The following is a 13,132-nucleotide window of genomic DNA, read 5'->3' as shown; positions in this document are numbered from 1 at the left end:
CTTTTTATTAACCTTAAACAACGAGGTGAATGGCTTGAATGTACTAACACGGATGTGGAAGAGGGAATGGCCTCTTCATCTGATGCTGCTACCGGGAATCGTTTTGGTTTTGATTTTTAGCTATGTCCCAATGGTCGGCATCATGATGGCTTTTCAGAAATATGTACCAAACAAAGGGTTATTCGGGTCCCCCTTCATTGGACTGAAAAATTTTCAGCTGTTAATTGATTACCCTGATATCGGGCGTATTTTCTTTAATACGGTCTATATCGCCGTGATGAAAATCATAGTAGGTCTCATTGTACCGATCACGATTGCGATATTGCTTAATGAGCTGCGGAGAGAATGGATAAAACGGACGTTTCAGACGCTCGTTTACTTGCCGCATTTTCTATCATGGGTACTGCTAAGCGGAATTATCGTTGATGTTTTTTCTCCATCCTCAGGCGTTTTCAATCAAATATTAGGCTTGTTCGGGATAAAGCCTATTTTTTTCTTAGGGAGCAATGATTGGTTTCCATATGTTATGGTCGCCTCGGATGTATGGAAGGAGTTTGGATTTGGCACAATTGTGTATTTGGCTGCGCTGACGGGCATCAATCCCTCGCTTTATGAAGCAGCCGAAATTGATGGTGCAGGGCGTATCAAACAGACCTTCCATGTCACACTGCCTGGAATGATGCCGATTATCGTGCTTATGTTTACGCTTAATATCGGGAATGTACTGAACGCAGGCTTCGAACAAATCTTTAATTTGTATAGTCCGCCTGTCTATGAAAGCGCAGATATTATTGACACCTTTGTCTATCGAATGGGTGTGCAGCAAGCGCAATTCGGTTTCGCCACGGCAGTAGGCTTATTGAAATCTATCGTTTCTTTTATATTCATTTCTCTTTCTTATCTATTAGCTTATCGTGTAGCGAATTACCGCATTTTTTAACGATGCGTTCGTAATTCAGAAGGGAGACATTACGTGATTACAAACCGATCATTTAGCAGACGACTATTTGTAGCGTGCAACTTTACTTTTCTCATGCTGACATCCTTCTTATGCCTCATGCCTATCATTCATATTTTGGCGATCTCATTCAGCTCTGGAGCTGCCGCGGCTGCTGGGAAGGTTATTTTATGGCCGGTTGAATTCACCACTGCAGCTTATGATAATGTATTTGGAAAACCGGAATATTTGCGTGCGTTCTGGGTATCGATTCAGCGCGTTGTTCTAGGAACCTCCATTAGTATGGTTTTGATGATTATAACTGCTTATCCATTATCCAAAGATCCCCGTCAATTTCGGCTTAGAACCTTATATGCATGGTTATTCGTGTTTACGATTTTGTTCAGCGGCGGTCTGATTCCTTCTTATTTGACTGTAAAATCGCTAGGTTTAATCGATACGATGTGGGCGCTCGTCCTGCCAACGGCTATTCCGGTGTTTAATGTTATTTTATTGCTTAACTTCTATCGTAATTTGCCTAAAGAACTAGAGGAATCCTCGCGTATAGATGGTGCAGGTCATTTCACTACATTATGGAAAATATATGTACCGCTATCGTTACCAGCTTTGGCAACGACGGGACTTCTTACGATGGTGGGGCATTGGAATAGTTGGTTTGACGGCATGCTGTATATGAATCATACTGAGAATTATCCGCTTCAGACGTTTCTGCAGACGGTCATTATCAAGATGGATTTCCGCTTTATTAAAGCGGAGAATGCCGAATTGATGCTTAAGCTGTCTGATCGCACAAGCCGAGCGGCACAAATTTTTGTCGCAGCATTTCCGATTCTGATTGTGTATCCTTTTTTACAGAGGTTTTTCATCAAAGGAATCGTAATGGGGAGCGTAAAAGAATAGTGCCGGAATGGTCTACTACTACTAGCAGGAGTAAAAACGATGAAAAACCTATTCTTTTTGCATGATTCCTCCATATTCAAAAAAATTATGGCTGCCTTTTTGGCGGCCTTGCTGCCGCTGATGGCTATTACTTGGATGATTATAGAGAAGGGCTCGGAAAATATTCGCAGCGAGATCTCAGAATCGATACTGAATACGACTAGGTTTTATATGGACTCTCTCGACAAGGAAGCGGATCGAATTAGCCGTTACTTGCCGAACTATGTGATGGACAAAGATTTGATGGAAATTGCTACAACGGGCAATGACATGAGCTCATATGAGCGTTCGCGCAAAATATTGGATATCCAGCGAAGGCTTGAGCTTATGAAAAATTCAAGTCCGTTTATTAAAGAAGCAAAGGCGTATATTCCATTAATCAAGCGCACGATTCTGAGCAATGATTTTGAGACCTCTTTGAATGAATCGGAGTATACCGCGATGCAGGCTAATGTGAAATTGTATGAAGAGCCCTTTATTTATTGGGAAAACCGATTGTTTATAACGATGCAATATCCTATTATTTCAGTTAAAAATCCGTTGTATATTGTAGGGGTTGAGCTCTCAACGAGCAAAATAAAGGACACGTTATCGCAAATTGGCGGAACGCGAGACGGACACAGCGTGCTGCTTAATTTGGAACGCGGCTGGGAAATTGAAAGCGGGGTAGACCCGGCTTTACTGGGGCAAATGAAAGCTTTAGCTGTAAAAAAGCAGGAATCAAAGTCCAATGAAGGTTACGAAACGGTTATCTACAATGGTAAGCGCTTTCTTACAGTATATAAATATTCTACGCTTTGGAATTCCTATTCGATTACCTGTATTCCCGAAGAGAAGGTTCTTGGATCATTGCAAATGTACAGAACATTATTTTTATGGGCTTGTGCTCTTTCGGTAGGTATCGTCTTGTTTTTCACCTATTTCCTATTGCGCTTTATTTACCGGCCTCTTATGAAGCTGGTGCAAGCCTTCCGCCGTGTTCAGCAGAATAGGTTGGAGCCGATTGTGATTGACCGTGGAGGAGATGAATTCGGATATTTGTACAAAGCCTTTAATGACACGGTACGATCGCTCAATACGTTAATTAAGGAAAATTACGAGCAGCAAATTCGGAATCAGCGCTCGGAGCTGAAACGACTGCAATCGCAAATTAATCCTCATTTTTTATATAACTGTTTTTTTGTTCTATGCCGATTAATTAAATTGGACAGTCAGAAGGAGAAGGCCTATCAATTTTGTTTATACATTGGGCAATACTTTCAATTTATTACTCGCGATGATGAGGATGAGATCCCTCTCGAGCTTGAGGTAGAGCATTCGCGTACTTATGTTGACATGCAATCGATCTGTTACGGGGAACGGATACAGGTTTCTTTTGCAGGAGATGTCCCAGCTATTCACGTACCAAGGCTGATTTTGCAGCCTATTATTGAGAATGCCTATAAGCATGCTTTAGGCAATATGGTACAGCGCGGCGAATTGAAGGTACACAGTGACCAAACGGAAAATGAATTCACGATTTATGTGGAAGATAATGGCCAGAGCATTACGGATAAAGAGATTGAACAGCTTCAGAAGAAGCTGCGGCATTCAACCAATCATATCGAGGAAACAACAGGAATTATAAATGTTCATCGTAGAATTCAACTGCGTTACGGAGAGGATTACGGCATTGCGCTGTCACGATCTGATTTAGGCGGATTAATGGTCACAATCAAACTGAGTGCAAGCTAGAGGAGGAAACACCATGTACAGACTGCTCATTGTAGATGACCTGCCCATTATTGTAGATGGTTTAGTAGAGCTGTTCGAGCAGACAGAGCATTTGCAGCTCGAAGTGATGAAAGCTTATTCAGGGGAAGAAGCATTGGAGGTATTATCCCAGCATCGCATGGATATCGTCGTATCCGACATTAAAATGCCGGGAATAGAAGGAATCGAGCTGTTGCAGGAAATAAAGGCACAGTGGCCTGCCTGCAAAGTTATTTTTCTAACGGGATATAACGATTTTCAATATGCAAGAAACGCCATTACCTATGGTGGTTTTGATTATATTCTGAAAATAGAAAGCGACGAGAAAATCATCCAGTCTGTCGAACGAGCCATCGAGAAAATAGAAGAGGAACAGGATCAAGTACAGATGATTACGAGAGCGCAAACCAGTATGAGACTGGCATTGCCCTCATTGCAAAAAGAGTATATATGGGGGCTTCTGCAGGGCAAGCATGCAGCGGAGAATCAGTTAAAGCAGGCCTTCAATGAATTAAATATTCCGCTCGATGCTGCCCTGCCGGTTTATGTACTCATTGCCAGAATCGATGTATGGAAGGAAATGTTCACTGCGCCGGATAAAGCTTTGTTAACTTATGCACTGCAAAATATTGGCGACGAATATTTGTCTGCACAGGTAAAAAGCTATTCCGTTGTATTTGAGCTGTCAAAGATTGTCTGGTTGATTCAACCGAAAAGCTCTGATGAGTTATCTACCGATACCAGTTCCTGCAATTTGGATTTTGTTAGAGCCTATCGCTATACGAGCGGCATATTGGAAACGATTCAAGGCACATGCAAGAGGCTGCTGGGAACGACCGTTTCTTTTCTCCTTGGCAGCGAAGTGACGGAATGGAATGATCTATCGGATCGTTTTCATGCGAACAAATATGGTTTGGTGCAAGGGCATGGATTGTTTAATGAGGTCATTATGACCGACAAGGACATTCAGAACCAAGAGACAGACGATAAAGCCGGCGGCATTCATGATAGCTTTTACCATGCTCGGGTGCAATTGCTGATGAGCTGTCTAGAAAATAACAATCGGGAGCAGTTCAATAAATTGTATGTGGAGCTTACTGCAATTTGGAATGTCCCTGGAACGCCAAATGAGCGCAAAATAGAAATGTATCATTCCCTCTCGGCAGTGTTTCTTTACTATATACACAAAAACCGGGACATTCGGGATTACATGAATACGCAGCTCGACATGGAGAAGTTATACCGCTACGGGGACTCTACCTCATGGACGGAACTGATTCAGTATTATAGGCAAATGGCGGACTGTTTTTTTGAATGGAATACGCAGCGCGGCTCGCAATTGCCGACTGAGGTTATAAATAAAGTACATCGCTATATTGAGGAGAATTTGTCTACCGATATTTCCTTAACCGCTTTAGCGGATTACGTAAGCTTAAATCCTTCTTATTTGTCCAGACTTTATAAGCAAATAACGGGCATAGGCTTATCAAAATACGTGAACGACTATCGGAATTTGGTTGCCAAAGACATGCTTCTGAACACATCCATGAAAGTTAATGAAATTGCAGCTGCGCTCGGGTACAATTCCGCGCTTGCCTTTATTCGCTTTTTCAAGAAGCAGAATGAAACGACGCCGCAGGATTTCCGCATGGCAAGGTGCCAGTCGCAAATGCAAGGTCAACAATAGTATATGGATTGTAAACAACGATCTCTGTCTCCTCCTGAACGCTCCCCTTACAATTGAGGTATAGATAGCGCACAAGAGGAGGAGAAATTTTGAGAACATTAACAGCCGTATTACTAGGCGCAGGCAGCAGAGGGAGATACATTTACGGGCCGTATGCGGAGAAATTTCCGAATGAATTAAAAATGGTTGCTGTAGCTGAACCAAATGAAGAACGCAGAAAGCGGTTTGCAGAAATCCATCAAATCGACCAAGAGCATGTGTATGACAGCTGGGAGAAAGTATTTGAGCAAGGGCGTATAGCAGATGTCATGATCATCTGTACACTCGATCGGATGCATTATATACCGGCGATGAAGGCAATGGAGCTCGGTTATCACGTTCTGCTTGAGAAGCCGATGTCGCCTTCACTTACGGAATGCATTCAGCTTGAGCAGGCGTCACTGCGGCATAAAAGGCTGCTTGTTGTTACGCATGTGCTTCGGTATTCACCATTTTGGTCTGGGATTAAAAAATGTATCGAGGACGGCGAGCTTGGCACGGTGGGTACGATTCAATTAACGGAGAATGTTGGTTATCAGCATATGACGCATAGTTATGTGCGCGGCAATTGGCGGAATTCAGAAGAGACTAGTCCAATGATTTTAGCCAAATCGTGCCACGATCTGGATATCATCTCCTGGCTTATGGATCAGCCTTGTACAAGCGTTAGCTCGTACGGCTCTTTACTGCATTTCAAGTCGGAGAATGCTCCGGATGGTTCAGCGGAACGCTGCATTGATGGCTGCGCCGTCGAGAAGGAATGTGCTTTCTCAGCGATAAAGATGTATATGCAGGCGCCGGATCACGCGTGGGCGAGATATATGACGAATGATTTGTCACAAGAGGGTATTCTGAAAGCGCTGAAGGAAGGACCGTTTGGACGTTGTGTATACCGCTGCGATAACAATGTCGTTGACCATCAGGTTGTGAATATGCAATTCGAGAATGGAGCGAATGCATCGTTCATTATGTCAGGATTGACGCAAAGCGGTACACGCCGTGTTCAAATGATGGGCACAAAAGGTGAAATTATTGGCGATATGGAGAAAGGTTCTTTTACGCTGTATCGTTATGCAACGGGAGAACAGCTTGAAATTCGCTGCAGCGTCCAAGGGGATGGCCACGGAGGCGGAGATGATCGGATGGTCAGCTCGTTTCTGCGAAACGTTTGCCAGTTCGACAGCAATCCTTCACATGGCTTGACCTCTGCAACGGCGTCGCTGCAAAGCCATCTGATCGCATTTGCGTCGGAGCATTCGAGGCTGCATGAGGGGCTTGCGATCAAACTGTCGGATATGCTTGAGAAGCAAGAGCTGCCTGCATAAGGTAAACAGACAGATTGAGATAAGGTGTCTCAATAGTGGTCAGCTCGCTGGAGAAGTAAGTACCCTTTTGTGTTTAATCGTTGTTTCGCCGTCAGCGGCGTACAACATGTTAAGATCACTTCTCTAACGAACTGTATTAAGCTTATTGTACAGAAAATTACCTTTTTTAAGTTTTAACGAACCTTATTGTCGTTATTTCATGCTTTATAAGATGTTATGCCTCATTTTTCTCTATATAACGATTCTGTAGTTCGTTAGAATTTCAAAACGATACGAATAGTCTAAATAAGAGCTGCTAGGTTCGTTAGCGATATATGCTTTAACGATGACCGCTAGCAAGAGAGCATTTTGAGCGTCAACAGTTGAGGCGGATTGTGTGAATACGTCTAAATGCGAAAGTAGACTGCGTTGTAAAATTAAACCTATCGCTCCCGTGCAAGCTGTGCCTCAAAAGAGATAAACTCACTGGAAAGATAGCTCGATTTCATTAATAATCATGCAGCTGATGTAAAAAATGGCGTCACAGAAATTTATTTCTGTGACGCCATTCCCTATTTGGGTCTATTTATTTTTAAGATAGGCCCATTTATTTGTCCATGACAAGGTCAATCTGGGCGGTGAAATGAGACAAGTAAACAAATGTATATCAAAGTCATAAGTTATCTCTTTGAAAGTCGGGTCAAGTTTCTTAAAGTAACAGTAAGAACATGGCTGCAAGCTTCTATATCGGTTGCGATGGAATCTTAGGAAGGGGGATTGAGTGCTGCAAAAGACTTAAAGCAGGCTTGAATGAAACCTATTGTATTACATGTTTAGTAGTCTCTTTATTTGAGAATAGAAAGGGAGCTGTCATTAATGAAAAGAAGTAAAAGCTGGATAGCTATCGCATTGATAAGTGCCCTGTTGTTGACACTGGTTCCGGCAGTACAAGCGGAAGCGGGACAAGATCAGGGACAGGTTCAGGGACAGTCTGCATTCCGTAATCTTGCTGCGGGGCTTGGATATGAATGGTCCGAAGCGCCGGAGGCTAAGTACCCGGATGATCATAATAAGCTGACGGATGGCATTTATGGCAAGTTGGATATGTCGGACCCGGCTTGGGTAGGACATGTGAAGAAGATGACTCGCGAGGTTGTGTTTGATTTAGGGGAGAAAAAATCTATTTCCAGCATTAAAGCGCGATTTTTGCAGGATTGGCCTGACAACACGATGCTTGTGCCGTTGACGGTCTCAATGTACGTCTCCGACGACAAAGAAAATTGGGGAACGCTTTCACACAATTCAACCAAGCTGCTTTGGGGGGATGGTCCGCCAAGAGAAGAGGTATATGACTGGAATGGAAGCAGAGATGGCATCAAAAGCGGGAATTCTGATGCGGAGATGGCTTATGCCCGTTATGTGAAAGTAACCTTCTCGATGCATACGAGAGCTTGGACCTTCATTGATGAAATCGAAATTTGGGGCGCAGATGGTAAAGTGGAAGGAGCGGAAGAAGTTGCCGCTGAGCAGCCGAGCTACTTAGAGCCGGGAGAAGCAACGGCTGGCATTCGTAATCTTGGATTGCTCTATAACGGACAATATGCGAATGATAAGGGTACTTGGACGAAGGATCGGATTATTCCTAATATCAGTTACGTAGATGGGGCCGGAGAACCAGTGGATTGGCTTTTTGACGGCGTTCTTTATCTTGGACTTACATCGCCGGCCGGAAATGCGTTTGGCGGAGGAGCTACACTGGAGGACTGGAAATGGTACCTGAACAAAACATTTGCAGAAACAGGCGATATGCAGCAGCTAAACGAAGCGGCGATGGAAGTTGGAAGCAAGCTGAATCAGCCTGATCATAAGGTGAAGGTTGTTTTAATGATTCCAGACCCAGGCGAGTATGTGAACGATTTCGGAGATATTGACGGTGATGGTATATCTGAAAGCTTCAATGCTTCTGAAGTTGGAGAAATGAAAGCGTATGCAAATAGAGAGAAAGCGATACAGTGGTGGTTAAATGAAGCGGAACAAAAATGGGCATTAAACCACTACTCTCATCTTGAGCTTGCCGGCATGTACTGGCTGGAGGAACAAATCAGTACAAGCGCGACAGGGCCGGATTTAATTCGTTCGACGAGTAATAAAGTGCATGCTCAGAACTTGAAGCTTTTCTGGATACCGCACTTCTTAGCTTACAAAAGCCATATGTGGAAGGATGTTGGGATAGATGCAGTAGCCTTCCAGCCAAACTACTTTTTCGAGCCATTGGATGAGGATCGTCTGGAAGACGCCACGAACATAGCGAAGCAGTATGGGATGGGCGTTGAGCTCGAGTTTGATGATCGTATGGTGACTGATGGCGTGTTTAGGGAGCGATATGTTGATTATTTAAACAGCGGCGTCCAAACCGGCTTTATGCAATCAGCCTTTAAAGCCTACTACCAAGGTAATAATGCTGTATTTGATACGGCGGTAAGTGCTGATCCTGCAACACGCATTTTGTACGATTGGCTCTATCAATTTATAAATGGAACGTATCAAGCGAACAACGCTGCCCCTCCAAAGGCAGAAGTACAAATGAATGGCCAAGTGCTTCAAAGCGGAGTGGCTATTTCGGAAAGAGAACCCGTTTCGTTTACATGGAAATTAATCAATGATGATGGAAGCGGATTGAATAAAGTAACTGCTACCTTTAATGGCAAGCCTTACACAGAAGGAACGGTTGTAAATTTGGCAGGCAAGCCAGGAAAACATGAGCTTGTCATTACCGTAGCAGCAGGCAAATCGGAGAAAACATTTTATGTGATTGAAGCGGGTACCAGCGCATCCGATTTGAAAACATTAATTGAAAGCTACAAGGAAACCAAACAAATCACGAATGACGAAGCAGCTCGCTCGCTGAACAATTATTTGGAGATGATGAGCCGGTTCGAAGGAAACGACAAGACGAAGTTTACCAAGTACTTAAAAGGCTTTAATGCGAAGCTGGAGCTTCTGAAAAAAGAGCATATGATTACAGACGGGGCGTACAGCACGCTGAAGGAAGACGTCTATTACCTGCTTGGAAATTTGGCACAGAATAAGGCCGCGGAAGCATCTACAGTAGAAGCTGATAATCCAAATTATGCTCCGGGGAGAGCAGTTGATGGATTCCCTTCAACAAGATGGGCAAGTGAACTGCTGAACAACACATGGTTCCAGGTCGATCTCGGAGAAGTGACGGAGATGGACACTGTAACGATTGATTGGGAATACGCTCGCGCAAAAACCTATAAATTACTCGTCTCCGATGATAAGCAAAATTGGAAGAGTGTGATCAAGGAAAATGCTGGCGTAATTACGGCGAAAGACGGCAAAGAAACGGTTCATTTTGACCCTATCAAGGCTAGATACATTAAATTTGAAGGGATAGAAAGAGCAACATTTTACGGATATTCGTTCTATGAATTTGGCGTTTATCACTTATCGGGAGCAGAAGAAGCCAAGTCTATTGAAGGAATTAAAACTACGGTAGATGCGGCATCCAAAAAAGTAACTTTAGACGGTCTAGTGATGAATGGCGATCTTGCAAACGTAAGTTTGAAAGTCGTCGATCCACAAGGCAAAGTTCAATATGAAGCGAAGAAGATGAGTGAAGCTGCAGGAAACTTCCAATTCGACTTTACACTTACAGGTGAACTAGAGGGAACCTATGAGGCCTATCTAGCAACAGATGATATGAGTGAGCCGGAGAAGATTACTTTTGAATACAAGAAAGAGATTGAGCTTATTAAGACGATAGAAGGACTTAAAGCAGGACTAGATACTGCGGCAAAAAAGGTAACAATTGATGGGTTAGTGGTGAATGGCGATCATACAAAAGTAAGCTTGAAGGTGCTTGATCCACAAGGCAAGGTGAATTACACAGCTGAGACGACGAGTACAGAAGCAGGAAACTTTCAATTCGCCTTTACATTGACAGGTGATGCAGAGGGTATCTATGAGGCGTATCTAGCATTAGATGATATGAGCGAGCCTAAGCGGGTTACTTTTGAATACAAGAAAGCATCGACTGGTGGAGGAGGCGGGGACTCGGTTATTTCCACTCCTGACTTGTTCCAGCTGCAAGCAGATGGTTCTGTCAAAGTGGAAATGAGCACTAAGCTTGATCCGAGCGGAACGATGGCTGTCGGTGTGGTCAGTGAACAAGACCTGCAGAAAGCGATAGCTCGGGCGAAAGCAGATAAAGACGGAAAGCTGAAAGCAACGATTGTGCTTAAGAAAAACGGCGAGGCAGCGAAATATGCATTGGATCTTCCTGTATCCTTCTTATCTGACCATCCTAACTTGCTTATTGAAGTAACGACGCCTAAAGCAACGATTTTGCTTTCTGGACAGATGCTGGTTAAGTCAGCAGAGCTTGGCAAGGAGCTGCGTCTTATCATTGGCGAGCGGGACCTTAAAACGTTGAAGCAGGATGTACAGATCCAGGTAGGTGAAAGAGCAGTCGTTGAGCTTTCGGCGCTATTGGATGGAAAGGCTTATACATGGAACAATGCAAAAGCACCGATTATCGTTACGGTTCCGTATTTGTTAACAGGCAGCGAGACAGCGTCAAGAATCGGTATTTTGTCCATTAATGAACAAGGAACAGCATCAGCAATTGCTTCAGCAGCCTATTCAGACTCAGATAAACGTATCAGGTTCCAAACAGACCGTATGGGGATCTATGCAGTATTTTATAAACAGCCTACAGCAGCCTTTACAGATCTCGGCAAATACTCTTGGGCGCAGGAAGCGGTTGAGAAGTTGGCTGCCTTAGGTATCGTAAAAGGAACATCGGCTGCAACCTTCAGCCCGGCTGTACAGGTAAGCCGAGCAGACTTTATTCTAATGCTTGTAAGAGCGCTAGGCTTGAAAGCGGAGGCAAGCGATACATTTACAGATGTTCAGCCACAGGATTATTATTATGATGCAGTGGCTATTGCCAAGAAGCTAGGTATCGTTACCGGCATGGAAGGTGGACGATTTGAGCCGAAAGCAAAGATGACAAGGCAAGATATGATGGTTATGGCAGCGCGGGCATTAAAGGCAGCGGAAGCGTTAGAGCTACCTAGCGATATTGCATCGCTCAGCAGCTTCAAGGATGCAGATAAGGTGCCAGATTATGCAGCCGGCAGCATAGCAGGCATGATTGAGCTAGGGCTCATTCAAGGCGATGGCGGCATGATCAAGCCAAGCAGTCATACTACTCGTGCTGAAACAGCAGTTTTTCTTTACCGAATATTGAATTTGCTATCAGAGAAAGAATAGATTAACGAGGCAGTATGACAGGAAGCAGCTTAATCAAGATAAAGAAGAGGAGCCCCAAGCGGGGCTCCTCTTCTTTTCTTCGTATCTAGCAGATTAGACGGTTGTCCGATCCTCTTGCGCCAGCTTCGTATAGTACAGCTTGAAAATGAGATCCTGATTATAGTTTCCGAAACCAGAGCCGAATAAAGTAAAGCCGCCAATATGCTCAGCATCCTCCAAAATCGCAATGCGGAACGTCCAGTGACTGTTGCTAATATCAATCTGGTCGAGACTTACATCCGAGAGCCTAAGGCCGTCCATGTAAGTGCCATCCTTCTTAATAATCAACCGCTTCAATAACCCGAATTGGTTGACATCATCAAACCACCAAGGTGGGTTAAGCTTGCCTTTTCCTCCATAATCGGCAGGGCTCGTCCACATGCCAACATTTACACCATTAAAGAAAAACGTAAGATCCGAAGGCCAGTTCATATTGGTGAGAGGCGCTTCAGACGAAATTTCCATCGAAATTTCGAGCTCGTCTGGACTCTCGCTCGTTAATAGGAAGTTAGGAATTTTGTATTCGATATAACCTTGCGAGAACCATAATATTTTGGCGTTCACGCGATCGGGATCAAGAAAGTAGCGGGGGTCGTCGAAAATTCCGATAACCTTTTCCGTCGTGCAAATGCCGCATGTAGGAACGATGTTGAGATCGGTATAGTGTCCGATGGAAACCTCGGTTCTTCTTGACTCGCGCTGTACGACGTCCTTGCGGGGGAATGCTATTTCAAGTCCATCCATGCTAAGCGAGCACACCTTCTGAGCGGCACCGCCTTTGCCAGGAGTCATTTCGGATTTGATGATTCCGGCCTTCTCGAGCTTTTTTACGTGCATTGTCATGATTGCACTGCTTAAGCCTAAAGCCTCTGCCAGCTCGCGAATGTTCATTGATTTTTTGGAGAGCAGGTGAATCATTTGAATACGTACATTACTCGATATAGCCTCAAATATAGGCAGGCTTTGCTCTGATAGCTCGATTTTCAAGGGTTACCTCCGAATAAGAGTTATTATTAATACATATGTGAATGTTTAGAGTAGGCTATAGTCTGTAATATACATGAAAATAGTCGAAATCACAAGGAATATTGCTTGAAATAGCCGCTGAAAGCCATG

General features: G+C 43.9%; 7 protein-coding genes. 6 read left to right on the top strand and 1 reads right to left on the bottom strand.

Features of this window, described 5'->3' with window-relative positions; genetic code table 11:
• Positions 1-52 precede the first annotated feature (52 nt).
• From BK120_RS18590 to BK120_RS18565, 6 genes are all read left to right on the top strand, one after another.
• A complete protein-coding gene (locus tag BK120_RS18590) occupies positions 53-940 on the top strand; it encodes an ABC transporter permease (protein ID WP_179089829.1) in 888 nt (295 codons plus the stop codon).
• A gap of 93 nt (positions 941-1,033) precedes the next feature.
• Positions 1,034-1,858: a carbohydrate ABC transporter permease gene (locus BK120_RS18585; RefSeq protein ID WP_372239007.1), complete on the top strand. Its 825-nt coding sequence runs from the start codon at positions 1,034-1,036 to the stop codon at positions 1,856-1,858.
• Positions 1,859-1,897: 39 nt separating this feature from the next.
• Complete coding sequence (locus BK120_RS18580; RefSeq protein ID WP_076269003.1) at positions 1,898-3,631, top strand: sensor histidine kinase; 1,734 nt, start codon at positions 1,898-1,900, stop codon at positions 3,629-3,631.
• A gap of 13 nt (positions 3,632-3,644) precedes the next feature.
• Entirely contained in the window at positions 3,645-5,336 is a 1,692-nt protein-coding gene (locus BK120_RS18575; protein WP_076269002.1) for a response regulator transcription factor, read from the top strand.
• A gap of 89 nt (positions 5,337-5,425) precedes the next feature.
• Complete coding sequence (locus BK120_RS18570; protein ID WP_076269001.1) at positions 5,426-6,700, top strand: Gfo/Idh/MocA family protein; 1,275 nt, start codon at positions 5,426-5,428, stop codon at positions 6,698-6,700.
• 855 nt (positions 6,701-7,555) lie between these two features.
• Positions 7,556-11,977 carry a DUF4855 domain-containing protein gene (locus tag BK120_RS18565; RefSeq protein WP_076269000.1) on the top strand — a complete coding sequence of 1,474 codons (4,422 nt, stop codon included), beginning with the start codon at positions 7,556-7,558 and terminating at the stop codon, positions 11,975-11,977.
• Between the two features lie 93 nt (positions 11,978-12,070).
• Here BK120_RS18565 and BK120_RS18560 read toward each other — a convergent pair whose 3' ends face one another.
• Positions 12,071-13,003 (bottom strand): ArsR/SmtB family transcription factor, encoded by a 933-nt coding sequence (locus BK120_RS18560; RefSeq protein ID WP_076268999.1) that lies wholly within the window; start codon positions 13,001-13,003, stop codon positions 12,071-12,073.
• Positions 13,004-13,132: the final 129 nt, after the last annotated feature.

The organism is Paenibacillus sp. FSL A5-0031 (assembly GCF_001956295.1).
Taxonomy (GTDB): Bacteria; Bacillota; Bacilli; order Paenibacillales; family Paenibacillaceae; genus Pristimantibacillus.
Note: the sequence above shows the minus strand (reverse complement) of the source record. Positions and strands in the feature narration are given on the sequence as shown.